Annotated in this window: 21 protein-coding genes; 13 read left to right on the top strand and 8 right to left on the bottom strand. The window is 50.2% G+C overall.

Annotated elements, in window-relative coordinates; all coding sequences use genetic code 11:
• Positions 1 to 271: 271 nt before the first annotated feature.
• The 6 genes from AC5YBX_RS07930 to AC5YBX_RS07905 all read right to left on the bottom strand — a co-directional run bounded on the left by AC5YBX_RS07930 (position 272) and on the right by AC5YBX_RS07905 (position 7,714).
• Positions 272 to 1,720 carry a methyl-accepting chemotaxis protein gene (locus AC5YBX_RS07930; RefSeq protein ID WP_494524711.1) on the bottom strand — a complete coding sequence of 483 codons (1,449 nt, stop codon included), beginning with the start codon at positions 1,718 to 1,720 and terminating at the stop codon, positions 272 to 274.
• A 549-nt stretch (positions 1,721 to 2,269) separates the two neighbouring features.
• Positions 2,270 to 4,516 carry a xanthine dehydrogenase family protein molybdopterin-binding subunit gene (locus tag AC5YBX_RS07925; RefSeq protein WP_494524710.1) on the bottom strand — a complete coding sequence of 749 codons (2,247 nt, stop codon included), beginning with the start codon at positions 4,514 to 4,516 and terminating at the stop codon, positions 2,270 to 2,272.
• Positions 4,513 to 5,016, bottom strand: coding sequence for a (2Fe-2S)-binding protein (locus AC5YBX_RS07920; RefSeq protein ID WP_494519294.1), 504 nt, complete (start codon positions 5,014 to 5,016; stop codon positions 4,513 to 4,515). Before AC5YBX_RS07920 ends, AC5YBX_RS07925 begins: the two co-directional genes overlap by 4 nt.
• Positions 5,017 to 5,084: 68 nt before the next feature.
• Complete coding sequence (locus AC5YBX_RS07915; protein ID WP_494519295.1) at positions 5,085 to 5,750, bottom strand: nucleotidyltransferase family protein; 666 nt, start codon at positions 5,748 to 5,750, stop codon at positions 5,085 to 5,087.
• Complete coding sequence (locus tag AC5YBX_RS07910) at positions 5,747 to 6,784, bottom strand: XdhC family protein (protein ID WP_494519296.1); 1,038 nt, start codon at positions 6,782 to 6,784, stop codon at positions 5,747 to 5,749. Before AC5YBX_RS07910 ends, AC5YBX_RS07915 begins: the two co-directional genes overlap by 4 nt.
• Before the next feature lie 285 nt (positions 6,785 to 7,069).
• Positions 7,070 to 7,714, bottom strand: a complete 645-nt coding sequence (locus tag AC5YBX_RS07905) for an MBL fold metallo-hydrolase (RefSeq protein WP_475516652.1) — start codon at positions 7,712 to 7,714, stop codon at positions 7,070 to 7,072.
• Between the two features lie 160 nt (positions 7,715 to 7,874).
• Here AC5YBX_RS07905 and AC5YBX_RS07900 point away from each other — a divergent pair, with 160 nt between their 5' ends.
• Positions 7,875 to 9,164 (top strand): alpha/beta fold hydrolase, encoded by a 1,290-nt coding sequence (locus AC5YBX_RS07900; RefSeq protein WP_494524709.1) that lies wholly within the window; start codon positions 7,875 to 7,877, stop codon positions 9,162 to 9,164.
• Positions 9,165 to 9,216: 52 nt separating this feature from the next.
• Here AC5YBX_RS07900 and hrpA read toward each other — a convergent pair whose 3' ends face one another.
• Entirely contained in the window at positions 9,217 to 13,092 is a 3,876-nt protein-coding gene (gene hrpA, locus AC5YBX_RS07895) for an ATP-dependent RNA helicase HrpA (protein ID WP_494519299.1), read from the bottom strand.
• Positions 13,093 to 13,270: 178 nt separating this feature from the next.
• The gene (locus AC5YBX_RS07890; protein WP_475516649.1) at positions 13,271 to 13,687 is read right to left on the bottom strand and encodes a CBS domain-containing protein; all 417 of its coding nucleotides are present in this window, start codon (positions 13,685 to 13,687) and stop codon (positions 13,271 to 13,273) included.
• 599 nt (positions 13,688 to 14,286) lie between these two features.
• Between AC5YBX_RS07890 and hyaA the strand changes: the two genes are divergently transcribed.
• From hyaA to AC5YBX_RS07830, 12 genes are all read left to right on the top strand, one after another.
• On the top strand, positions 14,287 to 15,423 hold the full coding sequence (gene hyaA / locus AC5YBX_RS07885) for a nickel-dependent hydrogenase small subunit (RefSeq protein WP_494519300.1): 1,137 nt from the start codon (positions 14,287 to 14,289) through the stop codon (positions 15,421 to 15,423).
• Positions 15,424 to 15,427: 4 nt separating this feature from the next.
• Positions 15,428 to 17,134 (top strand): nickel-dependent hydrogenase large subunit, encoded by a 1,707-nt coding sequence (gene hyaB, locus AC5YBX_RS07880; RefSeq protein WP_494519301.1) that lies wholly within the window; start codon positions 15,428 to 15,430, stop codon positions 17,132 to 17,134.
• Positions 17,135 to 17,144: 10 nt separating this feature from the next.
• On the top strand, positions 17,145 to 17,816 hold the full coding sequence (cybH, locus tag AC5YBX_RS07875; protein ID WP_494524708.1) for a Ni/Fe-hydrogenase, b-type cytochrome subunit: 672 nt from the start codon (positions 17,145 to 17,147) through the stop codon (positions 17,814 to 17,816).
• 10 nt (positions 17,817 to 17,826) lie between these two features.
• Positions 17,827 to 18,390, top strand: coding sequence for a HyaD/HybD family hydrogenase maturation endopeptidase (locus AC5YBX_RS07870; protein ID WP_494519303.1), 564 nt, complete (start codon positions 17,827 to 17,829; stop codon positions 18,388 to 18,390).
• The gene (locus tag AC5YBX_RS07865; protein ID WP_494519304.1) at positions 18,371 to 20,125 is read left to right on the top strand and encodes a NiFe hydrogenase; all 1,755 of its coding nucleotides are present in this window, start codon (positions 18,371 to 18,373) and stop codon (positions 20,123 to 20,125) included. The genes AC5YBX_RS07870 and AC5YBX_RS07865 overlap by 20 nt, the downstream gene beginning before the upstream one ends.
• A 1-nt stretch (position 20,126) precedes the next feature.
• Complete coding sequence (gene hypF, locus AC5YBX_RS07860) at positions 20,127 to 22,490, top strand: carbamoyltransferase HypF (RefSeq protein ID WP_494519305.1); 2,364 nt, start codon at positions 20,127 to 20,129, stop codon at positions 22,488 to 22,490.
• Positions 22,491 to 22,616: 126 nt separating this feature from the next.
• Entirely contained in the window at positions 22,617 to 23,420 is an 804-nt protein-coding gene (hypB, locus tag AC5YBX_RS07855) for a hydrogenase nickel incorporation protein HypB (protein ID WP_494519306.1), read from the top strand.
• A 2-nt stretch (positions 23,421 to 23,422) separates the two neighbouring features.
• A complete protein-coding gene (locus AC5YBX_RS07850) occupies positions 23,423 to 23,662 on the top strand; it encodes a HypC/HybG/HupF family hydrogenase formation chaperone (protein WP_110458100.1) in 240 nt (79 codons plus the stop codon).
• A gap of 2 nt (positions 23,663 to 23,664) precedes the next feature.
• Positions 23,665 to 24,780 carry a hydrogenase formation protein HypD gene (hypD, locus tag AC5YBX_RS07845; protein ID WP_494524707.1) on the top strand — a complete coding sequence of 372 codons (1,116 nt, stop codon included), beginning with the start codon at positions 23,665 to 23,667 and terminating at the stop codon, positions 24,778 to 24,780.
• 3 nt (positions 24,781 to 24,783) lie between these two features.
• The gene (gene hypE, locus AC5YBX_RS07840; protein WP_494519308.1) at positions 24,784 to 25,809 is read left to right on the top strand and encodes a hydrogenase expression/formation protein HypE; all 1,026 of its coding nucleotides are present in this window, start codon (positions 24,784 to 24,786) and stop codon (positions 25,807 to 25,809) included.
• Positions 25,809 to 26,156 carry a hydrogenase maturation nickel metallochaperone HypA gene (gene hypA / locus AC5YBX_RS07835; RefSeq protein WP_475516641.1) on the top strand — a complete coding sequence of 116 codons (348 nt, stop codon included), beginning with the start codon at positions 25,809 to 25,811 and terminating at the stop codon, positions 26,154 to 26,156. The genes hypE and hypA overlap by 1 nt, the downstream gene beginning before the upstream one ends.
• A 27-nt stretch (positions 26,157 to 26,183) precedes the next feature.
• A complete protein-coding gene (locus tag AC5YBX_RS07830; RefSeq protein ID WP_475516640.1) occupies positions 26,184 to 26,348 on the top strand; it encodes a hypothetical protein in 165 nt (54 codons plus the stop codon).
• Positions 26,349 to 26,682 lie beyond the last annotated feature (334 nt).

The raw sequence follows: 26,682 nt of genomic DNA, 5'->3' as shown, positions 1-26,682 counted from the left end.
GGATGCTATCTCAAGCTCATTTGTGCTAACAGGGTGTGTTGACATACGCCAATACCAGACGCTTGCTTGTGAGATGCCACGTGGCTAGCTGTTAGAGCAAGTTAAAGGGAATTAAAGGCATAACGGGCTGTTTAGCCAATGAGTGATTAGGCACAGCACCAGTAAAGAATGCCCCATTAAAAAGGTTCAATATCGTCTTAAAAAGACGTTATTGAACCTTTTTTAATACTTTTTATGCTGTACGTGACGGAGCACGGCCTAATTAGCGGCATTAACTCAAACGATATTGGCTTAAAATCCCCTCAAGTTCAGTTGATGACTGCTTAAGTGAAGTGGCCAGAACCACTGAGCGTTCGGCGGTCTCTTTAATGGTTTGTGACTGCTGGCGAATATCATTTAACTGGCCGCCAATATCACGGGCCGACACACTTTGCTGCTCGGCAGATGCCGCAATTTGTGAGTTCATATCAAAAACATGGTCGATTGAGTCAGCCATATTATCAATATCTGCACCTACCGTTTCGATGGCTCCTCGACCAAGTTCAGCCTGCTCAACTATCTCATGGGTAATACTGGCTAACTGACCAGAGCCCGTTTGCAGCCCCTCAATCATAGATTGGATCTCAACCGTCGCCTGCTGAGTTCGGCCGGCTAAGGTTCTCACCTCATCTGCTACTACAGCAAAACCTCGACCTTGCTCACCCGCACGCGCCGCCTCAATAGCTGCATTCAATGCTAATAAGTTGGTCTGCTCTGAAATACCATTAATGGTGGTGACGACAGCGCCAATCTCGGTGGCATTGGTCGACAGTGCATCTACCGCGCTCGACGCTGAAGCGATCTGTTGAGTAAGCTGGCCGATACGCGCCATCGCCTCACTGATGCGTAATTTGCTATCGGCCGCCGCATCGGCATTTTGTTTAGTATGATCTGAGGCATTGGCCGCATTATGCGACACTTCACCGATGGCGGCAGTCATTTGGTCCATCGCCACCGCAACGGTGTCCAGAAACTGATGTTGGAACTTAGCCAACTCCTCATTTTGCTGCGCCTGTTGATTAAATTCATCGGCGGCATTGGCCAGTGTGGCCGCATTATTACCAATAGCAGTGACCATTTCACTCATATTGTCGGCACTACGATCGATTTCCCGGGCAATCATACTAAAATCATCGGTACCAAAAAAGTTAAGTCTAAATGATAGATCGCCATCGGCTAAACGCTTAATGGCAGCGTACATGTCCCACAAGCCAGCCCCAAGTGATGTTGAGATCCAGTAACTCAGTTGATACAAAGGATATAAGCCAATCAACGCCAAGCAAAACATCCACCAGCCATCGCCCTTAACCTCTTGCTCCCACTGGGCCACATTGGTGTTAGCCTGTAAAAATTGACCAGCAATGGGGGCGCTTACGGTCACATTATCACCCTGACGCGTATTGACAGCCCGACTGGCTAAACTCAGCCCATGCTGCGTGGCAAACTGAGTCAGTGCAGAGCCAGTGAGCTGTTGTGATTTAGCTATATTGGCATAAGCATCAAGACTGGCCTGCGCCCGTGCAGCAGAGCTGCTGTGGGCGTATTGGGTGAGTTGATTGAGATTAAGTAAGGCTATCGTTAAGGTAATGACGCTGACCATAGCGCACACCACCCAAAATTTGCCATTGAGACTTAACTTGATCATTAACGCATCTATCTTTCTAAATTCGCTTGCTTTCATGGGAGCCCACTTATTTTATACGACGAGATGCACCACGAGCAGTTTCACCGACTAACGTTACCCGCATTCACACCACAATGGCTTGACTGATGTCTAAGACATCTATCGGCCAGTGAGTGCTTTACTGTATGGGTATCGGTAGAAAATGTAACATCACGATGGATTGAGCTTAAAAAATACTCCTGCCGAACCAGCTTTACTTGTGAGACTTAACGCCATGCACAACAAGATGTTAGCAGTTGCAGATAATCACGGACTCAAAAAATGTGATGCTAAACGGCTGTGCACACCTAAAATCAAGGGAGGTAAGTTGGCGGCGATATTAACACCTATAACAAAAGTGATGCAACACTCCAGAGACGATCAACAAGGAGTAGCGGTTTTAGTGACAAATCTTTAGACAACAACACCAAAAGCACTTGGGCACAGCACGCTGATGTGCCCAAGTAACACTGAAATAACCCGTTTTAACTTATAACGGGTCATGGGTTTACCTTGTGCCTAAGTCATACTAAGTCAATTAACTTGAAGCAGTTAATTGACTTGGCATTATACCGACATATGAGCGTTAATCGGCAGCTGACGAATGCGTTTGCCTGTAGCAGCAAAAATGGCATTGACGACACTTGGCGCCACAGGCGGTACGCCTGGCTCACCCACCCCTGCAGGCACCGCATCCGAGGCGATTATTATCGTCTCGATTTCTGGGCACTGTGACATACGTAACAATGGGTAATCATGAAAATTCGACTGCTGCACCCGCCCCGCTTTAAAGCTGATTTGCCCCATTAAGGCGAGGTTCAAACCAAACATCACCGCACCTTCAAGCTGAGAGCGAACACGATCAGGGTTAACCAGCGTACCGGCATCGATAGCGATAATCGACTTCAGCACCTTAAGTTTATTATCCGTCACCTCAACCAAGGTGGCGGTGGCGACAAACGCGGTAAAACTGCGGTGCACGGCAAACCCCCACCCTTGACCCGACGTGGGTTTAGGCTGACGAGCCATGGCCTGCTCTACCGCATCAATCACCCCTTTAAAGCGGGCCGTGTCCACAGGATGACGACTCAAAGAGTCACCATAGTTACCATAGGTGAACCCTTGGTTTTCAAAGGTTTCGTGCCTATCGCTGCCAAGCAGCTCGCGCCACAGTTGTACTGTGGGTAAGCCGCGTTTATGTGCCAATTCATCGACAAATGAGCCAATGCCAAAACCATGCTGAATATTACACACTGAGCGCAGCCACCCGATTCGTGTATGTGCCTGTGCTTTTACCGACTCGCAGCGTAAGCTGTTGATACTCAGCGGTACATCAACAAAGCCCATGTCCAATTCTGAGGCGCTAGGCTCATCAACACTGGCGTTAAAGGTAGAACTGATGCTTGGGAAACCACTGCGTTGTAGTATGGCTTCGACGCCATCGGCCCCCACTTTGCCTTTAAAATACTGGGCGCTAATGGCATGCAGATAACCGTTTTGCAGCTCATCTTCGCGGCTCCAACTGACCTTCACCGGCTTACCCGTTTGTTTGGCTAATAAGGCGGCCTCGACACAAAAATCGGGTTTCGACTTACGGCCAAATCCCCCACCGAGCAAGGTCACATGAATGATCACCTGATCAACCTTGAGCCCCAGCGCATTGGCCACGGTTTGCTGCGCACTTTGCGGGGTCTGAGTCGATGCCCACAACTCAACACCATCGGCTGTTATTCTGGCGGTAGCAGTCGGGGGCTCCATCATGGCATGAGCCAGATAAGGCACGGTATAGAGCGCACTGATGGTCTGCTCTTCTGGCCAGTCAGTATTGACAGGTCCTTGCTGGCGAACCACTTTACCGGGTTGCTTCACCCGCTCACTGAGCTCGGCTAAATACTGCTGTGAGTCATGCTCATCATTAGGCGATCCCCCCCAACTGAGACTCAGTTGTTTGCGCCCTTCGATGGCGCTCCAGCTATTGGTTGCAACAACCGCCACGCCGCCTAGGGGTTGGAAACTCGGCGCACCTTTAGGCGCTGGCAAGGTGATCACATCGACCACGCCAGCGGTGGCACGCGCCTTCGTGTCATCCAGATTATTTAGGACGCTGCCCGCCACGGGAGGGCGGGTAATGCTGGCATATAGCATCCCATCAAGCTGCACATCGTAACCAAATTCTGCTTGGCCGGTGAGAATATCCTCCATATCGACAATCCCATGGGATTTACCAATATGGGTGTACTGCTGCGCCGATTTCAGCGTTAAGCTAGCAGGATCGGGCAAAGGCAGCGCTGCGGCCGCTAAGGCGAGCTCACCAAAACTCAGGCGTCGACCAGAAGCTGAATGCACCACCTCATTGTCAATGCAGCTTAGCTCAGACGCGGGCACCTTAAGGCGCTCTGCGCCAGCTTGTTCTAGCATGGTACGAGCCATCGCGCCCATTTCACGCATCTTATCAAAACCACGGCGAATACTGCGTGAGCCATCGGTATTTTGGCTGCCGTAACGTTCATCCGCCAGCCCTTGTACCACCACCACATTATCCCATTTAGCGCCCAACTCATCGGCCAACACTTGCGGGATCCCGGTTCTGATCCCCTGGCCCATTTCTGAGCGATGACACGTTAAATACACCTGATTATCTTCACCGATAGCGATAAACAGATTAAGCCGAGACTCTGACGTGCCTTGCTGTGCAAGCGCCATCGGGCTCCAACTTACGCCACTGGCTCCTAAGGCTAATCCGCCTCCGGCAACACCAAACAGCTTTAATACGTCGCGGCGGCTAAAATTTTGTACTGCAGTGAATTGACTCATGCTTGTGCCTCCTGCTCAGACTCGCTATGGGCGTCGGCTTGGCTGACTTTTTGACCCGACGCCGTTTGAATCGCCGCCTTAATGCGCGTATAAGTGCCACAGCGACACAGGTTACCTGCCATCGCCTCATCTATTTGGCGCTCTGTCGGCTGCGCCGTCTGAGTTAACAAGGCCGCAGCCGACATCAACTGCCCAGCTTGGCAATAACCACATTGAGGCACATTATGCTCACGCCATGCCTGTTTTAACGGCTCAAACGCCAAGCCTTCAATGGTGGTGACCTGCTTACCTTGCACCTGCTTTAGGCTGGTTAAACAGGCACGTTGAGGTTGACCATCGACATGGATAGTACAGGCGCCGCATAAGCCCGCGCCGCAACCAAATTTAGTGCCGGTAAGACCAACCAGATCGCGAATGGCCCACAGCACGGGCATATTGGGGTCGGCATCCAACGTATAATCTTTGCCGTTTATCTTGAGTCCTAATGGATTCTTGGACATCTTGTATCTCCTTGATAACCCCGACAGCGATTACAGGGTGTTCGACTAGTTAAACAGGTGCTGAGCACCTATATCTTATAAAAATCATACAGTTGTTCTGGGGTATCGATATCAACTTCGGCGCGGGGTAAGCATGCGGCAATCAATTTGCCCTCTTGATAACGACGTTTAAGCAGCGCCTTGGCCCCCCTATCCCCTTTTAATTTAAGCAATTCAGTATAGTCATCACGATGAAATATCGCGGGCACCGCAGGAGCCGAGGCGTAATAGGCGCTAACACGGGAACTGGCTTGCGCGCGAGCGCCATATAGGGTTAAGTAATCAGTAACGTGTAAGGCAAGTTGATCGCCCAGGGTTATCATTAACGACTCGGCGCCCATCGCCTGCGCATACTCAGTCGCAACGCCGATGGAGCTGGCCATCCCTTGTTGCCAGTGGGGGTTAGCCAATACCTTGGCATCGGCTGGTAAACCATCGATCACCGCCTCACGATGCCCACCGACTACCACCACTAACTGTGCGCCCACATGGCTGGCGACCTGGGATAAACGCCCATACACGACCCCAAGAAGCGTCTGTTTGTGGCCCGCTTGTGAACCATCAATTGAGTTGTCAGCCTTAATGGGGGCGGCTAATTTGGCCCCACCAAAACGGCGGCTCCCGCCTGCGGCCAGCAAGGCGATCATCCGTAATGGCGACTGAGTTTGGGATGGCGACTGAGTTGTGTGCGTCATAACATCACCTCTTGCAACGCCCTAAGTTTGGCCTGATGCAACACCCCATGGCACTCAGACAAGATGCTCAGCGCAATCGATGCGGGCAACTCTCCCCCCAAGGCCAAGCCCGCCGGCGCCGAAAAAAACGGTTTAATCGCATCAGGGGAGAGCTCGGCTAACGCCAGCACGCGATCGCGCCTATGCCCAGGGCCAAGCAGAGCAATGTAAGCGATATTCACGCCATTTGCATGCAGCGAGGCCAAGGCCTTAGCATCGAGGGATAAATTGTGGTGCATAACAATCGCCCCATCGAGGCCGTGCCAAAATGACGCATCTAGCGCCTCGATTGGCTGCTTAAGCACGCGGGCACCGACGAAATCATGACTACGCGCATAACTGGTGCGTTCATCGACCACATCAACCCGCCAACCTAGCTCCATGGCAATACGACACACAGGCTGGGCATCCAGACCGCCGCCAAAAATGGCAATACGGTAACGACTGCGCAGCGGGATCACTAAGGTAGTCTGTTCACTCTGGTGAATGCCTGCTCGGTTAAAATCACTCAACTGTAAGCTAAGACCTTGTTTATCAACTTGTGCCTGATTGGCCCATACCGAGGTGGTTATCGCCCCTTGCGGCGCACTCGGATCACACAGGCTGAGCTGGTAATAGCACCGCCCTCCCTGCTTTAACGCCTGACTCAGGGCGGGAAAATTAAGGTAGTGGTTCTGCCGGCACAGGGGAATAAGCATCAAGTGCACCACGCCGCCACATCCCAACTGATAACTGGCGTCAGACTCGTCACTGGCGTCGTAACAGACACTCAGTGCTTGCTGGGTTTGTAATGCTTTTTGGGCGTAACGTTTTAAGTCGGCCTCTAAACAGCCACCACTGATCACCCCAACGCTCTTGCCCAAGGAGTGGATCAACATCATGGCGCCCACTTTGCGATAGGCCGAGCCTTCAACTTGGGTGATCACAGCCAACACCCAGTCATCATCGGGCGCCGATTGCCAGCTGCTCAGGAGATCTTCAATATGATGTGACATCGCCGCATGCCTCCTGCTTGTGACGCATAAATAAAGGATAAGCCCCAACCGATCGCTTAACGCGTCGAAGACGCAATGACAGATACCGCTTGAGTCATCCGCTACCGTTACAGCAGCCATTTGACATCATGTCATCGATAGGTTTTCACTGAACATATCGACCTAGCCTAACAAAGCACAGATAAGGAAACCAATATTATTGCTTGAAAATCAAAGGAACGCCAAAGGCCATTAGTCATGCTGACGGCATAGACTAACGGCAAGGCAAAAGTGTTAGGAGAAAGCTTAGGCTAATAACTGATCGGCAACGAAAGGATTTTGCTCGCGCTCGGCGCCAAAATTAGAGATAGGTCCGTGGCCAGGAATAAAGGTCACATCACGGCCTAATGGCCATAAGTTTTGGGTTATCGACTCGACTAACTGTTGATGGTTTGACTGCGGGAAATCGGTGCGACCAATTGAGCCTTTAAATAGCACATCGCCAACCCACGCCAACTTAGCTTGCTGATGAAAAAACACAATATGCCCAGGGGTATGTCCGGGACAATGCAAGACTTGCAGTGTTTGTTCGCCAACCGAGACGGTATCGCCCGCCGCAAGGTAACGGTGAGGGGCAAAAGGCTGCGCCGGTAAAAAACCAAAATGTTTGCTCTGCTCCGCTAACGAAGTCAACCAAAACTCATCATCTTTATGGGGACCAATAATATCAACGCCAGTGGCTTCACTGAGCGCTTTTGCACCGCCAACATGATCGATATGACCATGGGTTAACAAGATTTTCGCTATCGTTAAACCATGATGAGCCAATTGCTGCTCGATACGAGCGATATCGCCACCGGGATCGACAACCGCAGCTAACTTGGTTTTTTCACACCAAATAATACTGCAGTTTTGCTGAAAAGGTGTGACCGGCACAATTTGATATTTCATCTGCTACTTCCACTATTTCAATTAAGCATAGATTAGGATAACACGTCAGTTTTAACTAATATCGGTTATCAATATATTGATCTAGGATAATCTATGCCACGCTATTGTTTTTATATACAATTCTTGCGGGCTACATCCACTAAAAATCAAAAGGATACACATGAGCAATCGCCAAATACTGTCTGGGATCCAATCCATTAAACACACCTTTATGCTGCCACTGGATCACCAACAGCCCAATGGGCCACACATCAGTGTGTTTGCTCGCGAACTCGTCTCGCCCAGCCACAGCGATAAAACGCTGCCTTACCTAGTGTTTTTTCAAGGTGGCCCAGGATTTGGCGCCGTAAGGCCTGTCGCAAACAGCGGCTGGATAAAAAGAGCCTTGCAAGAATATCGGGTATTACTCCTCGACCAACGCGGTACCGGGCTGTCATCACCCGTTAACGCAGTATCGCTGGGCCATTTAGACGCCGCCGCTCAAGCCGAGTACCTTAGCCATTTTCGCGCCGATAGTATCATTGCCGATGCAGAAGCGATACGTCAGCAGCTTTGTCCGGGCAAGAAATGGAGTATTCTAGGGCAAAGTTTTGGCGGCTTTTGTGTACTTAAATACCTCAACGATGCCCCACATGGCCTCGAAGAAGCCTACATCACTGGCGGTATTCCCTCGCTCACTCGCCGCTCTGATGAGGTCTATCAAGCTACCTATCAAAGAGTACAGCGCAAAAATAACGACTTTTTCACGCGCTTTCCCGACGCGCAGCAATTAGTACAAAACCTCGCACAATATATCAGCACCCATGAGGTGCGTATCGCCACTGGCGAGCGACTTACGGTAGAAATGTTGCAACTGTTGGGGATCAATATTGGCATGGAGCAAGGCCCCGAAGCGGTATATTACCTGTTAGAGCAAGCCTTGATGGAGACCGACCAAGGCCTGCAGATGAATCCGCTATTTTTAGCGCATTTTTGCCAGTTACTCGATTTTAATACCAACCCGATTTTTGCCTTGCTGCACGAGAGTATTTACTGCCAGCAGCACGCATCAAACTGGGCGGCGCAGCGCGTACGAGGCCAATTTGAACAGTTTAACTACCGTGCCGATAGTCCATTTTTATTTACTGGTGAAATGGTATACCCTTGGTTTTTTGAGCAATTTACTAACCTTAAACCACTCAAACATGCTGCGCACCTGCTAGCCGAAAAAGCCGATTGGCCCATGCTGTACGATGTTAATATTTTGGCAAACAATCAGGTGCCGGTCGCGGCAGCCATTTATAGCGAAGATATGTTTGTCGAGATGACCTACAGTTTAGAAACCGCAGCCCAAGTGGGTAACCTAACCTATTGGCTCACCTCAGAATATGAACACAATGGTATTCGTATGGATGGTGAGCGCATCCTAGATAAACTTATTGCCCTTAATCGGCGTCAGCAGTTGCGTTAACGCGCATCACGGCCAGTGACATCCGTTTACTGGCCGTCCTTGAGCGCTATATTTAAGCTTCGTTAATCCGATTAATAATCCGCTTCTCTGAGATGGGATAGGCAGTGCCCAACACCTGAGCAAAACAGGACACTCGGTACTCTTCTATCATCCAGCGGGCATCTTGCAGCGCCTGAGGAATAGCCGCAGTTCGCGGTACCTTAGCCAGTTGTTGCTCGAGTAATTGCTGCACATTATTAATGCTTTGCAGGTGCAAGCGATCGCGATTGGGATCGACCGGTAACTTGTCGAGACGAGTATCTATCGCTTTGATATAACGAACTAAATCGGTTAATCGTTGCCAGCCACATTGCTCAACAAACCCTTTGTAAACCAACTTGTCGAGCTGCGCTTGAATATCACTCATGGCAAAGGCGATATCGAAGCTAATTTTACCCTTAAGGCGTTTTTTTACCTTTTGATACAAGGTTAAAATCTCTTCCACCTGCAAGGCTATCTTGGCCGCTGTGGGGTTAAGCTCTTGGCGTACCCACTCTTTTGCCTGTTCAAATTGCTCGGCGCTACGAATATCCAGCCCTTTTTCGTCCAGTAACTGCTGCACTGCCGCCGATAAAATATCATCGATCAGCTCATTAACCTGACCAAAGGGATTAAAATACATCGCCAACTTGGCTTTATTGGGCAAGGTTTGTTGCAGATGCTTCACAGGCGACGGCATGTTAAGCAGCAACAAGCGCTGCAGGCCACTGCGATGGGCGCGCTGGGCCTCATTTTCATCATCAAATAAGGCAATAGAGACACTGGTTTTATCATCCACCAGCGCTGGAAACGCCTTGACTTCAAAATTTCCTTTGCGTTGCTGATACTGCTTGGGCAGGTCGCCAAAGCTCCACTCGGTCAACGCTTGCTGCTCAATACCTGTGTCGGCCACATTGCGAATCGCCTGACTGACTTGGCCTTGCAGCTGGGTCTTGAGCTCCTCTAGGTTGCGGCCTTGGGCGATGAGCTTACCGCGGTCATCTTCGACCTTAAAATTAATCAACAAATGCGCAGGTAACTGCGACAGATCAAAATCATCGATTGAGACCCGCACCCCGCTCATGCGCAGTAACTGTTTGCACATGGCCTCGAGCAGGCTCACCTCGGTCGATGTCATCGCCTGTAAGCAGGCTCTGGCATAATCGGGAGCGGGCACAAAGTTACGCCTTAAGGTTTTAGGCAAAGACTTTATCAGCGCGATGCACTTCTCTTCTCGTAAGCCCGGCACCAGCCAGTCAAAACCGTTACTGTCTATTTGATTTAATAACGCCACCGGAATGTGCACCGAGACACCATCATCAACATCGGCAGGTTCAAAGTGGTAACTTAGGCAGAGTGTTAAATTGCCTTGATGCCAATGATCGGGAAAATCCAGCGCCGAGATATGGTCATCACTGCGTTTCATCAGCTGTGAGCGTTCAAAGTCTAAGAGATCGGGATTGACCTTTTTCTCCTGCTTCCACCAACTGAGTAATTTGGGCGCGTTATAAATATCAGCGGGAATGCGGCTCTGGTAAAAATCCACCAGTGCCTGTTCATCGACCAAAATATCGCGCCGACGCGACTTGTGCTCTAACGACTCAATGTCTTCCAGCAGCTGACGATTTTTGACGAAAAACGCTTCATTAGTACGCAGTTCTCCGTCAGCTAAGGCGCTGCGAATAAAAATTTCACGCGCCTCAACGGGATCTATCGGCCCATATTGCACCCGGCGACGATTGACTATGGTCAGGCCATATAGCTGCTGATTTTCCAAGGCCACGACACTGCCCTGCTTGGCCTCAAAATGGGGCTCAACATAGCTTTTCTTAATTAAATGGCCAGCTAAGGGTTCAATCCATTCAGGCTCAATTTTGGCGCAGCAGCGAGCAAAGAGGCGCGAGGTTTCGGTCATCTCGGCGGCCATAATCCACTTAGGGCCTTTCTTGGCTAAAGGAGAGCCTGGAAACACAAAAAACTTACGGTTACGGGCGCCGACATATTCGTTGTCTTTATCTTTAAAGCCGATATGGCTCAGTAAACCGGTTAACAGTGCTTGATGCAGGGGTTGATACTCGGCCGGCTCGCTGTTGAGTTTCCATTTAAGATCATGCACCGCTTGACGCAGCTGAACATACAAGTCTTGCCACTCTCGTACTCGCAGATAAGCTAAAAACTCCTGCTTACACAGTTTACGGAACTGGCTGGCTGATAAGGTTTTTTGCTCGGTTTTGACATGGTTCCACAAGTTAACCCAGCCGACAAAATCAGAATGTTTGTCATTAAAGCGACGATGGGCTTCGTCCGCCGCCTGCTTTTTGTCCATCGGGCGCTCACGGGGATCTTGTATCGACAAGCCTGCGGCGATGACCAGCACCTCATGCAAACAGCCATATTCGTTGGCTTGCACTACCATGCGCGCTAAACGGGGATCCACCGGAATCGATGCCAATTGGCGCCCAAGTGGCGTCAGTTGCAGCTGACCTTGGTGTTTTTTAACCGACTGCAGTTCTTCGAGCAGCAAGAAACCATCGCGGATATAACGGGGATCAGGCGGCTGAATAAATGGAAAACCTTCGATATCCCCAAGGCCAATGGCCAACATCTGCAGAATAACCGACGCCAAGTTGGTGCGTAAAATTTCCGGATCGGTAAATTCGGGCCGATTAATAAAATCGGTTTCATCATATAAACGGATACAGATACCAGGCGCCACACGACCACAGCGGCCAAGACGTTGGTTGGCGCTGGCCTGCGAGATGGGCTCAATGGGCAGGCGCTGCACCTTAGTGCGGTAACTGTAGCGACTGATTCTGGCGGTGCCGGGATCGATCACGTATTTAATGCCGGGCACGGTTAACGACGTTTCGGCCACGTTGGTTGCTAATACGATACGCCGGCCAACGTGACTCTTAAACACCTTAGACTGCTCGCCATAAGAGAGACGTGCGTATAAGGGCAAGATCTCAGTATCGCGATACTGGCGTTTATTGAGCTGATCGGCCACATCACGAATTTCACGCTCGCCGTTCATAAAGATCAAAATATCACCGGGGCCTTCGGCCATCAGCTCTTCTGCTGCGGCAAATATCCCCTCGGTTAAATCTAAGTCTTCGTCTTGATCGCGCACTAAAGGACGATAACGCGTCTCAACCGGATAGGTTCGCCCAGAGACTTCAATCACAGGCGCATTATCAAAATGCTGGGAAAAACGCTCTACATCTATGGTGGCTGAGGTGATGATCACTTTGAGATCGGGGCGCTTTTTCAGCACATTTTTTAAATAACCTAAAATGAAATCAATATTCAGGCTGCGCTCGTGCGCCTCATCGATAATGATGGTGTCGTATTGGTCGAGCCATTTATCGGACGTCAGCTCTGCTAATAAAATACCATCGGTCATCAATTTAATGTACGAGCTGGGTTTTATCGCATCGGCAAAGCGCACCTTAAAGCCCACCACTTCACCTAATGGACTGTTGAGCTCTTCAGCGACTCGGCTTGCCACACTGCGCGCTGCCAGACGACGCGGCTGCGTATGGCCGATAAGTCCACGACAACCCAGACCCAGTTCTAAACAGATTTTAGGCAGTTGCGTCGTTTTACCTGAGCCAGTTTCACCGGCGACAATCACCACCTGATGACCCGCGATTGCCCGCGCTATTTCGTCACGTTTTTGCGAAATTGGCAGCGCCTCGGGATAGTCTATTTGCGGGCGACCGCTGCGACGTAGCTCAACCTTTTCCCAAGCGGCAACTGCCAGCGCTTCAAGTTTGACCAATTCATCCCGCTTCTTATCGGAATCGGCTTGCTTATTTAAGCGAAAGAGACGACGCCTAATTTTAGAGGCATCCGCTTGATAACATTGCTTTAAGAAGGCATTAGACAGGGGGTGAAGTGGCGAATTCAAATGCAAAACCCATAAAAGAAAAACACAAGGCTGCGATCCTACCAATTAACGCACGCTATTGGTATGGCAAATGGTGCATTTCTGCAGGAGATAAGGCTCACCCTCGCGTCACTTTAATTCACGCACCTTTAAAGTAACGCGACGGTGAGAGTAGGCAGACAGTCTAGTTCAATAGCCCCTAAGCGGGCTTGAGGTAGCAGGCTTGCATCGACAGGTTTATCGCTTTGAGCACCGCATTACGATCGACAATGCCGACCACCTTGCCCTGCTCTACCACTGGGTAGATTTTGGGTTTAGCCTGTAACATCTGTTCCGCGAGGGTGATGATTGGCGTGTCTTGGGTGACACTTAATACGTCACTGCGCATGCAATCGCTAACATTAGCCGTTAAATCACAGTGATACGAGCTTTTTAACATTACCGCCAAACAATCTTGTTGCGACAGAAACCCCACTAAATTGCCCCCATGATCGACTACAGCTGCCCCGAGTTTTTTTTGTGTCAGCAGCTTTTCTACCGCCGCGGCCAGTGTCATATCCGGATGTAATAACACGGGTTGACGGTCCATATAATCAACGACTTTCATCGATTCCATAGTCTAACTCCTATGATAATGTGCACTTAAAACCCACTCTATTCATTATCAGGTGGATATTGATAGCTAACTAAGCACTAGTCAATTTAACCCATTACTCATTGTCTTAACTTGAGCCTTGTCTTATCGACTTATCCTAGTAAGCCTAGTTAATGCGTCAATAAACAGACCGCTGATCGCTGTAATTGCTCATAGTAAGTGTATATAAGCTTAGCAATATCAACCGACATTTTGCGTAACTTTTTTATTTAATAGTGGCTTACTTTCTGCATTTTTTAGGAAAACGCTTCTCTGGAACACCGTCTGTGTGCACAGCTTCAAGCCATCATGGCATACGACCAACGACTGACTTTTCGGCCTAGCAAGGTGATTTATTATTCTGCGTCAGCTCACACAAGCATTAAAAATTGGGACAATTTGACCCAATTAATAAATTAAACATGATCTGCCTCATACGAATTAACGGAAAAACATCGACTCGATCACGATTCCTCAAAAGCTTGATACATATCAACAAATATCCCTAAATTGCGGCCTAAACTTAGTTGTCGAATCGATACATCACATTTCAGCATCAGAATGACAACAAAGGGTCAACCATGGACACACATGCCGCCTTATACCAACAGGGTCAAGCGCGTCTCGATATGTTGCGCAGCTTATCACCCCGTCATGCCCATTCTTTGCAAAGCAAAATGGAAGAGCATGGCATTTCACGCCGAGATTTCATGAAGTGGAGCGCTGCAGTAACTGCAATGCTGGCTTTACCACTTCCATTTAGCACCTTAGTGGCCGAAGCCGCCGAACTGGCCGATAGAGTGCCACTGATTTGGTTGCATATGGCCGAGTGTACTGGCTGCTCCGAATCACTGGTACGCGCCGATACCCCTAATCTTGATTCACTCATCTTTGACCATGTGTCATTGGAATACCACGAAACCTTAATGGCCGCAGCAGGCTGGCAAGCCGAAGAGAACCTCGAGCATGCCCTAGAAGCTTATAAAGGCAACTACCTGCTGGCGGTTGAGGGGGCGATTCCCACGGCCAATAATGGCGCCTACCTCACCGTAGGCTGTAAAGGCCATACTGGGCTTCAAATAGTTAAACATGCCGCCGAAGGCGCCGCTGCCATTATTTCGGTCGGCACCTGTGCAGCCTTTGGTGGCGTCCAGGCCGCAGCGCCTAACCCAACGGGCGCTAAAGGGGTTGACCAAGTGGTCAATAAGACGGTGGTTAACTTAGGTGGTTGCCCACCCAGTGAGAAAAACATTGTCGGAACGCTGATGTATTTCATCATGTTTGGCCAATTACCCGCCTTAGACATGTTTAACCGACCTAAGTGGGCTTATGGTGCTCGGGTCCACGATAACTGTGAACGTCGTGGTCGTTTCGATGCTGGTGAATTTGTCGAAGAGTTTGGTGACAGCGGGGCCAAAGAAGGTTTCTGTTTATACAAGGTGGGATGTAAAGGTCCCTACACCTACAACAACTGCCCTACCGAGCGATTTAATCATCACACCAGTTGGCCAGTGTTGGCCGGCCATGGCTGTATGGGCTGCTCTGAGCCCAACTTCTGGGATGATATGGCTGATTTTGAGAAGCCTCTAGGCAGACAGTTACTTCACGGACTCGATGCCACCGCCGACACTGTCGGAGCCGTTATTTTAGGGGCGACAGCCATTGGTATCGGCGCCCATGCAGTTGCCAGCGTATTTGCCAATTCGAAAGAGGACTAGTTAAATGAGCAAACGTGTAGTTATCGACCCCATCACTCGCATCGAAGGCCATTTACGCGTCGAAGTTGAAGTTGATGAAAATAATGTTGTTCAAAAGGCCTGGTCCTCATCCACCTTGTGGCGCGGTATTGAGGTGATCCTCAAGGGACGTACCCCCATGGATGTCGGCCTCATCGTACAGCGCATCTGTGGTGTGTGTACCTATTCCCATTACCGCTGCGGCACAGAAGCGGTTGAAAATGCGCTTGGATTAACCATTCCACTGAATGCCAAATACCTGCGTTCTTTAATGCTGACATCCCTGTATATGCATGATCATATTGTCCATTTCTATCACTTACATGGGCTAGACTGGGTCGATGTGGTCTCGGCATTAAGCGCCGATCCTGCCGCGGCTGCCCAAGTAGCTCTCAAATATACCGATAAACCAATTGCGGCCGGTGAAGGTGAACTTAGGGCAGTACAAGAACGGGTTAAAGGCTTTGTCGAAACCGGTAAGCTTGGCCCCTTTGCCAATGCTTATTGGGGCAATCGCACCTATAAGTTTACCCCAGAGCAAAACCTGATCGCCCTATCGCACTACCTTAAGGCACTTGAAGTGCAGCGGGTTGCGGCAGAGATGATGGCGATTTTCGGTGGTAAGCAGCCCCATCCACAATCCTTAGTGGTCGGCGGCGTGACGTCGGTACGTGATATGTTAAGCCCTGCTCGCCTGCAAGAGTGGAAGCAAAAACATGCTACGGTGACGGACTTTATTCGCCGAGCCTATCAAGCCGATATCGTGATGGCAGCCGAAGCCTTTGGTAACGAGCCAAGCGTATTAGGTGGCGTCAATGTGAAAAACTTCATGGCGACCAATGACTTTATCTTGGCCAATGGCGAATACCTGTTTGACCAAGGGGTGATCATGAATGGCGATTTAGCCAATGTCAGCGACCTCAACCCCGACTTGATTAAAGAAGATGTCAGCCATGCATGGTATGACGCTGATGGCCCACAGCACCCCTATGATGGCACCACCATCCCTAACTACACCGGCTTTGTTGAACGCGACACGGTATACGGCAAACTGCCCACCCTCGACGGTGACGGTAAATACTCTTGGGTCAAATCACCACGTTATCAAGGTGAACCCGTTGAAGTTGGCCCATTAGCTTGTCTATTAGTCAGTTACGCACGTGGTAACGAAGTGGTCGTCAAAGCGGTCAATGGGTTACTCGAAGCAACCGGCCTGCCCGTGGAAGCCTTGTTTACCACCCTTGGTCGCACCGCGGCGCGCATGTTGCAAACCTTGATTGTGGCCGAAGAGGGCTTAAAAACCTTTGATGCGCTGATCCAAAATATTCAAGTGGATGAAAGCACCTATGTGAAGCCCGAAATGGACCCTGACCGTGAATATGTCGGTCACGCCATGATCGAGGCCCCGCGGGGGGCTCTCAGCCACTGGATCCGCATTAAAAATGGCTTAGTGGAAAATTACCAAGCCGTAGTGCCCACTACGTGGAATGCCGGCCCTGTCGATAATGAAGGCAAGGTGGGCCCCTATGAGGCGGCGCTCATCGGATTGCAACTGGAAGATCCCACTAAGCCGCTGGAAGTGATCCGTATTATTCACTCGTTTGACCCTTGTATGGCGTGTTCTGTCCATGTAATGGATTACAAAGGCCAAGATTTGGGTGAATTCCGACTCGATGCCAACGGTAACACCTAAGGAGCAACTCATGGATACACCTACTGTACCCTATGAGAGAGCCTTTATATTTAGCGCCGCGATCAGAATTTTTCACTGGTTGCGAGCGCTAGCCATACTGGTTCTTGTCATTACGGGGTTCTACATCGCCTGGCCATTCTTGGTTGCGCCTAGCAACTCAGATGTACTAGTGCAAGGCTGGATACGTTTTGCTCACATCGTGTTTGGCTTTGTACTGTGTGCCATCACTGTGGTGCGAGCTTATCTGTTCTTCTTTGCTAAGAGTGATATCGAGCGGCGCTCCTTTAAAGATGTCACCAGTATCAAGAGTTGGATTGTACAGCTCAAATCCTATCTGTGGATGGGACATCTTGATAAAAAAGGCGTTTATGGCCCATTGCAATTTGTGACCTACTTAGTGATTTCACTCATTGCGGCGTTAATCTGCATCACAGGACTGGTCCTCTATGCTAATGTCTATCATCTGGGGCTCGGTGGCCTCATGTGGGAGCCTGCCGCATGGATAACCGCGCAGATGGGTGGCTTAGCACAAGTGCGTATTTGGCATCACTACTTTACGTGGGTGTTTGTCATCTTTGTGGTGATCCACGTCTATATGGCGGTGTGGACCAGTATTCGATTTAAACATAACTCGGTTGACTCTATCGTGTCTGGATACGATTATCACCCAAAAAAGCATTAACAAGGATGTCATGAAAATACTGCTACTTGGTATTGGTAATGTGTTGTACGCCGATGAAGGTATCGGCGTACACTTCGTTAATTACCTACAAGAAAACTATCAATTTACCCATCCAACCCATCAACTCGATATCATGGATGGGGGAACCTTGGCTCAAGGCCTTATCCCCATTATCTGCCAATATGATTATCTGATTGTCGTCGACACAGTCAATGCTAATGGCGTCGGTCCTGGCGAAGTTTACTTTTTCGATTTTGACAAAGCCCCAAGTGAAATAGACTGGCAAGGCAGTGCCCACGAAGTGGAGATGCTGCAAACCTTGACCATGATGGAGATGGTTGGCGATCGTCCAAAAACCTTTGTGCTCGGTTGCACCCCTACCCTTATCGAGCCGATGACCCTCGGCCTTACCGCTAGCGTCGCCGCCGCGGTGCCTTTAATGGAAGCGACCACGCTGAACCATTTACGCTCACTGGGGTTTAGCGTGACTCGTATCAACAACATTGCTATCGATAAGCTCATTCCCGACTCTTACAAGCGCGGTGTCATCATAAATGAAAATAATCAGATTTGAATTTACCTGCTCACGTCCGGTGCCGCTGTACGCGCACTTATGTAACCAATACCTAAATTACGCTGAGCTCACAATCAGCGTAGGTTACCAAAAAGGCTGTTACTTTATCGAAGCCGAAGGTGAGCAACCGCAACTGGAAACGTTAGCCGATGCCATCGCACACGACTTTTTAATCTCGGTATGGCTGACCGATTCACGCATCGCCTTAATCGATTGTCCAAGCGGCAGAACCAGTCCACTGCAAGGTGGGGCCATTACCCAGGAGTTTTGCCAGCAATGTGCACCGCTATTTGGCGATAATCAATCCCCCCAATTTGGCGATTTGGGCTTGGTGTGCGAGTGTTGCCACGGCGAGCGAAGCATTAACCCCAATTACCAAGGACTCACCGGCGCCGATATTGCGGCGCTGAGCACAGAGCTACTCACCCATGGCACGCTGACCTTAACTGGCGATCTCCCCGTCACCTTGAGCCTCAAGCCACTGAGTCCAACGGGTCGTCCCACATTATTGGTGTGCAACCCCAATACCCTTAATGCCCAGTTCCACTTAACCGATCGCCAAGTGCTTGCCCTGTCAAGCATCGAAAAGCCGCTGATCACGACCAGAGCCATAGATAGCCACCCAAAACTCGACGCCCCGCTGTATGACCTCTGCTTTGCCTATAACCGCTTATTGGTAATTTTAACTGAGCATCTGCGCCGGCAAGGCATTGACTGGCTCTATATTGACGATCCTCGCCACAGTGAGCCACTGGCCTTTATCGACGGTGCCTGGGTCGAAATTGATCACTGCGCACAATCGCCTGTCAAACTTAGGCGCACCACGCCAGCACTGCATGATGATGTGTTACTGCACAACGGCGAGCAGACTTACTATGCCTGCCATGATAAACAGCAATATCGGGTCGAGCGCGTGACTGGCGAACCGACGCCACGACAGCAAGCGGCTTTACTCAGCTTAACGCCCCAAGAGTATGGGCTATCGGCCTTACACAGCGTAAATCTAGAGCATGGCGTGGATAAACACAGCGCCATCATCTATTTTAGCCAGCAGCACGGCGGCCAAATTCAAACACTCGACGCTAAACACCAGAGTGAACTGTTTTTCGCCTTGCCCAGCCTGCCAGACAGTGGCTATGAAATCTATCATCAGTTAGAACAGAGTCCGCAGCGCAAGGTGCTGGAGAAATTTAAACAGCAATACCCAGATGATTATCTCAGGTTGCTCGATCTTAAACTGCCCGCACCACATAATAACCTCACGACCTTGTGGGCCATTGGTGCGATTTTATTGGGTCTACCAAGTCGCTCGATGCAGGTCAATGACCTCAGTGATGCGCTGACGGCCGCGGCTCAAGCCCACCGCGGCGCTAACTCACCACGTATCGACTACCCGCTTACACGTGGAGAAGCACACCGCAGCTTAAACTGGTGCAAGACACTAGGCACCCTAATGAGTTTTCGCCTCGCCGATGACAGAGACAACCGCAAGCTGGCCTTTGGCATGCACGACTCGTTAGCCGATTACCTCGCCAACTGGATAGAGCATTTAGACCAAAATATTGGCGTCCGCTCAGTGGCATTGGCGGGAAGCGAATGGGGAAATCCCCTATTGTGCCAACGTGTGGTGCTGCGCGTCGGTAAAAACTTTCCGATAAAATGCAATCAGCAATTGGCTATCGACGGTAATAATCATGCTATCGGTGCTTTATTGTTGAAAAAACGGCGAAAATAGCGTGACTATCACCCCATCTCAACGGCCTTCGGCTCACGTAGCGGCTGAGCCGCAAGCCGCGCCACAGGCATCACTGCATCGGGTTAAACTGCTGGTCACGGGCATTGTCCAAGGGGTGGGATTTCGCCCCTTTGTCTACCGCCTCGCCCATGAATTAGGCTTGAGCGGCTTAACCTTTAACCATAGCCTGGGCGTGACCATTGAGCTGCAAGGGGCAAGCGCGCAGCTAACGCAATTTATAGCGACATTAACTCAAACGCCGCCTCCGCTCGCCCGTATCGACAGTGTGACTCAAGAGACCATGGCGCCACTCTCTAATAGTCAAAGTTTTGAGATCATTCAGAGTCAAGCTAGCGAGGGGGCGCAGGTCGCGGTATCAGCCGACAAAAGCTGCTGTGAAGATTGCCTCAATGAGATAAAAGATCCTCATAATCGTCACTTTCGCTACCCCTTTACCAATTGCACCAACTGCGGGCCGCGTTACACCTTAATCAATGCTTTACCTTATGATCGCCCCAATACTTCGATGGCGAAATTTAGCCTGTGTGAGCAATGCGCCGAGGCTTATGGCGATCCGCTAAACCGACGTTACCACGCTCAGCCTGTCAGTTGCCCTAACTGCGGGCCGCAGCTGACATTAACCACACCCAATGGCCAAGCGATAGCCCACAGTGATGCCGCGCTAGATCGCTGCGTTGCCTTGTTGCAACAAGGAGATATTGTCGCGATCAAAGGCTTGGGCGGGTTTCATCTAGTATGCGATGCCAGCAATCATCAGGCCGTGATGCGCCTGCGCGACCGTAAACAGCGTCCAGCCAAGCCCTTTGCCGTAATGTGCAGTGACCTTAACATGGCCAAAACCCTGGCCAAGGCAAGTGAGGCTGAGTGGCAACTGCTGTGCAGCGCCGAGCGGCCTATCACCTTACTCGAACGCATCGATAACCCCAGTTTGCTCAGCCCGGGTGTCGCTCCCGATATTGACCGGTTAGGGCTGTTTTTACCCTACACCCCCTTACATCACCTGTTATTGGCGCAGTTGCAACGGCCCCTAGTGGCCACCAGCGCCAACCGCAGCGGTGAGCCTATCATTACCCAAAGCGTTGGTATTCAAAACCAACTGGCTGGCGTGGTCGATGCGATATTGGATCATGATCGCGCTATTTTAAATGGCTGTGATGACAGCGTAGTGCAGATGATAGATGACGAGCTGCAAGTGATCCGCCTAGCACGGGGCTACGCGCCATTGACCCTCCACTGGCAGCACAGCGTTAAAGACCATACCTTAGCCGTCGGCGCGCAGCAAAAAAATAGCCTCGCCTTCGGTTTTGGCCATAATCTGGTGTTAAGCCCACATATCGGCGATCTCTTTAGCCTAGAGGCTGAACACTATTTTACCGATACCTTAGCCACGTTTAGCCGCCTATATCAGTTTACGCCCCGCTATGTGGTGAGCGACCGCCACCCTGACTACGCGCCGACACGCTGGGCACGTGACTATGCAGCAGAGCAAGCTTGTCACCATAGCCAAGTGCAGCACCATTACGCCCATATACTCAGCGTCATGGCGGCGCAGCAATACACAGGTAAGGTGCTGGGTTTTAGCTTTGATGGCACAGGCCTTGGGGATGATAAGCAGTTATGGGGTGGCGAAGTGATGCTGGCCGACGTGAAGGGTTATCGGCGCATCGTGCACCTACAGCCCATGGCGTTAATTGGTCATGAGCAAGCGATTACCGATCCGCGGCGGGTCATGCTCGCCCTGCTGTTTAAGCAGCATTCGCCCGAGGCGATCGCCGCGCTCAATTTGCCCGTAATACAAGGGATGTCACCACTGCTGATACAAAACTTATATCAGTTATGGCGCAAGGACATCGCCATCCATCAGACCAGCTCGATTGGTCGGCTATTCGATGCCCTCGCCTGTTTACTGGGCTTAATGACCCGCACCCAATTTGAGGGGCAAGCGGGCATGTTACTGGAGGGGGCAGCCAATCGCGTTGCCAATGAGCCAGCGTCGCTGCGCTTTACCTTACCCTTGGTGGACGGTGTGTGGCAAACCGATAACCTATGGCAACAGATCCTCGATGCCATGTCACTGCGCGATAATTCCCCCCAGTGGCAAGGACTGATTGCCCGCGCTTTTATGGATTGTCTAGCAGACGCCATCGACAGCTTGACCAGTGAACACGCCCACTTACCTGTGGTACTCACAGGCGGCGTATTTCAAAACCGTTACTTACTCAAACACACTCGGCGGCGGATCAAACAACGTAACCAGCAAGTGCTCAGCCCCAAGCAGGTGCCCGTCAACGATGGTGGCATCGCAATGGGCCAACTCTGGTATGAGATCCACCGCCAAAAATAGGCTGCAAGCTGTGCAGCAAGATTGATAAAAATACTGACATTTTGTTAATAAAGTGACCCGTATCAATGAAGTTAATGCTGTCACCATGCAAAATGTTTATTAGCATTAGATTAAATGGAGTTCATCATGTGTAAAGATTGCGGCTGCTCTATCACTCGACACGAACCGACCCTGGACAGTGGCGCAGAACATGCGGACCACCACGGTCATCACCACGCGCATGAGCATCATCACGGCCACAGCCATGACCATCAAGAGTTGCACAGTAACCCGCAACTCAATGACAGCAAAACCCTCTCCGTCATTCACAAAATTCTCGATAAGAACGATCATGAAGCGGTCCACAATCGGCAACATTTTGAGGCCCATCAAATAACCGCATTCAATTTGATGAGCAGCCCAGGTAGTGGCAAAACCACCTTGCTGGAACACTTAAAAGAGTATACCTCGCTCAACTATGGCGTGATTGAAGGTGATTTAGAAACCTCGCGCGATGCTGACCGCTTAATTGCCAAAGGGATCCCCGCTTACCAAATTCAAACCGGCTCAGCCTGCCACCTTGATGCCTTTATGGTGCACGGTGCCTTGCATCATGTGGATCTTAATCCGCTGGATATATGCTTTGTCGAAAACGTCGGTAACTTAGTCTGTCCCGCCTCTTATGATGTGGGCACCCACTTCAATATCGTGTTGGTATCGGTACCGGAAGGCGATGATAAAGTAGAAAAATATCCGGTGATGTTCCGTAAGGCCGATCTGGTTTTAATCACTAAAGCGGATCTGCTGCCCCATTTTGATTTTGATGTTGAGGAAGCCAAGGCCCAAGTGAAAAAACTCAATCCAAAGGCTGAGGTGCTCATCACCTCTGTTAAAGACAGTGACAGCATGTTTGCCTTTGCACAATGGCTCAATGACCATAGGAGAGCCTAAACATGTGCTTATCAATCCCCTCAAAAGTGGTTGCGATTCACCCAGATGAGCAAGCGGTAACGGTTGAAACCATGGGGGTTAAACGCAAAGTATCTAGCCACTTAATGAGTGAGCCGTTAGCCATGGATGATTATGTGCTGATCCATATCGGTTTTGTCATGAATAAAATCGATAAGGTTGATGCCGAGCAGAGCTTGGCACTCTATCGAGAGATAGTCGACAAGATGGAGCAGGAGCACTGAGCATGATTGACCTAAGTCAGCTTTACCAAGGATTTAGAGATCCCACCACCATACATAATTTGGCCCAAGAGATCCAAACCTTAGCGAGCCAATATCCGAGTAAAATCAATATTATGGAGGTATGCGGTGGCCATACCCATACCATAATGAAATACGGCCTCAATCAACTATTGCCCGCCAATATTGAATTTGTCCATGGGCCCGGATGCCCTGTGTGCATTATGCCTAAAGAGCGTATCGACCACGCCGCCATTTTAGCCTCCCAGCCCGAGGTAATTTTAGTGACGCTAGGCGACATGATTCGGGTACCTGGTTCTAAAGGTAGCTTGGCGCAATTTAGGGCTCAAGGCTGTGATATCCGCCCGATTTATGATCCTCTCGATACCCTCACCATCGCCAAAGATAACCCTGAAAAAACAGTGATTTTTTTTGCTATCGGCTTTGAAACATCCACTCCGATGACCGCGGTGCTGATAGAACAAGCTGAGCAGCAAGGGGTTAATAACCTACTATTTCATATCAATCATGTATTAGTGCCACCCGCCATCGATGCCGTAATGGCCGATCCCAAAGCCACAGTGAACGCTTTTATTGGCCCATCCCATGTGAGCGTAATAAGTGGCGCTAAATTGTATCGCCCTGCGGTTGAGCGCTACCACACCCCAGTGGTGGTCGCTGGCTTTGAACCTGTGGATGTCATGGAGTCGATTTTACGTATCGTCAAACAAAAAGTGGCCGGTACAGCCGAGTTGGATGTGCAATACAGCCGCGCGGTCAGCGAGGATGGCAACTTGCATGCCCAGCAAAAGGTCAATCAATACCTCATGATACGCCCCCAATTTCGTTGGCGTGGTCTTGGGCCTGTGGCCAACTCGGCATTGATGCTACGACCCGAATACGCCCACCGCGACGCCGAACGTATTTTTAGTGACAGGCTTAACGTCGCCGATATTGACGATCATAAAGCGTGTCAATGTGGTGATATTTTACGGGGGATCGCCAAACCCAAAGATTGCAAGGTGTTTGGCCGTGGCTGTACGCCCGAGTCCCCTTTAGGCAGTTGCATGGTGAGCTCCGAGGGGGCTTGCAACGCGTATTATCGCTATAACGGAGTCTAACCCATGTCTGTAGAGATTAAGCTGCCCACCGAAAAAGCCGTTCAACTTAGCCATGGTGGTGGCGGCAAAGAGATGAATAACCTCATTAAGTCTATCTTCTTTAAGGCCTTTGCTAACCCAATTTTGGCCAGTGAAGAAGACGCTGCCCTGCTCAATTTAGACGGGCCTACCGCCTTTACGACCGACTCTTTTACCGTGAGCCCGCTGTTTTTTGCTGGCGGCGATATTGGCAAATTGGCCGTGGCGGGCACGGTCAACGATCTGGCGATGATGGGCGCAGAGCCACAATATCTCAGTTGTAGCTTTATTATTGAAGAGGGATTTGCCATCGCCTCGCTCAAACAGATTGTTGCGAGTATGGCAAGTGAGCTGCATAAAAGCGGCACTCGCGTTGTGTGCGGCGACACTAAAGTGGTGCCCAAAGGCTGCGCCGATGGTTTATTTATTAACACCTCTGGGGTTGGGCGGATCCTCAAACCCCATATTTCGGTCAATAATTTGCAGCCAGGGGATGCCATCATTGTCTCTGGTGACATTGGCCGGCACGGCGCCGCCATATTGATGGCCCGCGAAGGGCTTAACCTAGAGTCAGATTTACGCAGTGATTGCGCTAACTTATGGCCTGTAGTTGAACAACTGATCGCCGCAAATATTACCATCCATGCCATGCGCGACGCCACCCGTGGCGGCCTGGCAGCCGTGCTCAATGAATGGGCGCAGGCATCAGAGGTAGGCATTAGTGTGGCCGAGTCACAGATCCCCGTCAGTGATGAGGTTAAAGGTCTGTGTGAACTCTATGGCTTTGAACCCCATGATTTAGCCAACGAAGGCACCTTTATTTTGGCCGTGCCACAAGCCATCGCATCTGGGGTGGTTGAAATTATCAATCGCTATGGTGATAGCCAAACCGCTGCCATTATTGGTCAAGTGGAGGATAATCATCATGGTAAGGTGATCTTAACCACGCCGTGGGGCAGTAGTCGTTATCTCGACCTCCCCCAAGGCGAATTATTACCTAGGATCTGCTAATGCACGAGTATTCCATCGTCGGCGCTCTGCTGGAGCAATGCGAGCAATATGCCAGTGACAATAACGCCACGAGGATAACCGAAGTGGTGATAAAAATTGGTGTGCTAAGTGGCGTTGAACCCGCCTTATTAGCCACCGCATTTGATACCTTTAAACTAGAAGGACGCGCCAAAGAGGCCGTACTCACCATAGAGCATCAAGCCATCGTACTCAGTTGCCAGCAATGTAACACCACTGTCGAAGTGGCCGAGCGCACTGTCATTTGCCCCAAATGCCACAGTTTTGACACGCGCATCGTTGCCGGTGAAGAGATGCTGCTGATGCAGTTAGCGCTAGAAACCAATTAATCATTATACCTAAAATGGAGCATCACCATGAACAGAGCATTATTACTACTTGTTAGTTTATTACCTGCAGCGGCGTGGGCACACGGAGGACACAGTGGTATTGGCTTATTCCACCATCTATACGATATATTACCGCTTGTGGCATTAGTGATTATTGTCGCGGGGATCATGATGTGGAAAAAACACCATTAAGGTAAACCGCTGACTTCAAGAGTCACACCACAGCAACAGAGTGAATCTTGTGTAGTTCGTGCCACGCAATATGCCAGTAATTGGCACGAATTGCACTAAGTTGACGACTCGCTTATAAATCAAGCGAGTTGTTTCTTTGTCTTGTCTACCATCGAGCCACGATAAACCTCAACTATGCATTGTGCCCTACGTATTCAAACTTTGACGCTATAACGAAAATCTGACACTGATTTTTTATTTGGCGCCTTAAACTTTCCAGCGCCTTCTTCGGGTAAAAGCCCAATAAAAACAGTATCTAATAAAAAGTGAATGATGACTATTTCGCGGCAAAACA

The organism is Shewanella sp. 492, from assembly GCF_059338445.1.
Note: the sequence above shows the minus strand (reverse complement) of the source record. Positions and strands in the feature narration are given on the sequence as shown.

Coding starts and splice junctions, on each gene's coding strand:
- AC5YBX_RS07930 (WP_494524711.1), bottom strand. CDS start 1,720: ATGAAAGCAAGCGAATTTAGAAAGATAGATGCGTTAATGATCAAGTTA.
- AC5YBX_RS07925 (WP_494524710.1), bottom strand. CDS start 4,516: ATGAGTCAATTCACTGCAGTACAAAATTTTAGCCGCCGCGACGTATTA.
- AC5YBX_RS07920 (WP_494519294.1), bottom strand. CDS start 5,016: ATGTCCAAGAATCCATTAGGACTCAAGATAAACGGCAAAGATTATACG.
- AC5YBX_RS07915 (WP_494519295.1), bottom strand. CDS start 5,750: ATGACGCACACAACTCAGTCGCCATCCCAAACTCAGTCGCCATTACGG.
- AC5YBX_RS07910 (WP_494519296.1), bottom strand. CDS start 6,784: ATGTCACATCATATTGAAGATCTCCTGAGCAGCTGGCAATCGGCGCCC.
- AC5YBX_RS07905 (WP_475516652.1), bottom strand. CDS start 7,714: ATGAAATATCAAATTGTGCCGGTCACACCTTTTCAGCAAAACTGCAGT.
- AC5YBX_RS07900 (WP_494524709.1), top strand. CDS start 7,875: ATGAGCAATCGCCAAATACTGTCTGGGATCCAATCCATTAAACACACC.
- AC5YBX_RS07890 (WP_475516649.1), bottom strand. CDS start 13,687: ATGGAATCGATGAAAGTCGTTGATTATATGGACCGTCAACCCGTGTTA.
- hyaA (WP_494519300.1), top strand. CDS start 14,287: ATGGACACACATGCCGCCTTATACCAACAGGGTCAAGCGCGTCTCGAT.
- hyaB (WP_494519301.1), top strand. CDS start 15,428: ATGAGCAAACGTGTAGTTATCGACCCCATCACTCGCATCGAAGGCCAT.
- cybH (WP_494524708.1), top strand. CDS start 17,145: ATGGATACACCTACTGTACCCTATGAGAGAGCCTTTATATTTAGCGCC.
- AC5YBX_RS07870 (WP_494519303.1), top strand. CDS start 17,827: ATGAAAATACTGCTACTTGGTATTGGTAATGTGTTGTACGCCGATGAA.
- AC5YBX_RS07865 (WP_494519304.1), top strand. CDS start 18,371: ATGAAAATAATCAGATTTGAATTTACCTGCTCACGTCCGGTGCCGCTG.
- hypB (WP_494519306.1), top strand. CDS start 22,617: ATGTGTAAAGATTGCGGCTGCTCTATCACTCGACACGAACCGACCCTG.
- AC5YBX_RS07850 (WP_110458100.1), top strand. CDS start 23,423: ATGTGCTTATCAATCCCCTCAAAAGTGGTTGCGATTCACCCAGATGAG.
- hypD (WP_494524707.1), top strand. CDS start 23,665: ATGATTGACCTAAGTCAGCTTTACCAAGGATTTAGAGATCCCACCACC.
- hypE (WP_494519308.1), top strand. CDS start 24,784: ATGTCTGTAGAGATTAAGCTGCCCACCGAAAAAGCCGTTCAACTTAGC.
- hypA (WP_475516641.1), top strand. CDS start 25,809: ATGCACGAGTATTCCATCGTCGGCGCTCTGCTGGAGCAATGCGAGCAA.
- AC5YBX_RS07830 (WP_475516640.1), top strand. CDS start 26,184: ATGAACAGAGCATTATTACTACTTGTTAGTTTATTACCTGCAGCGGCG.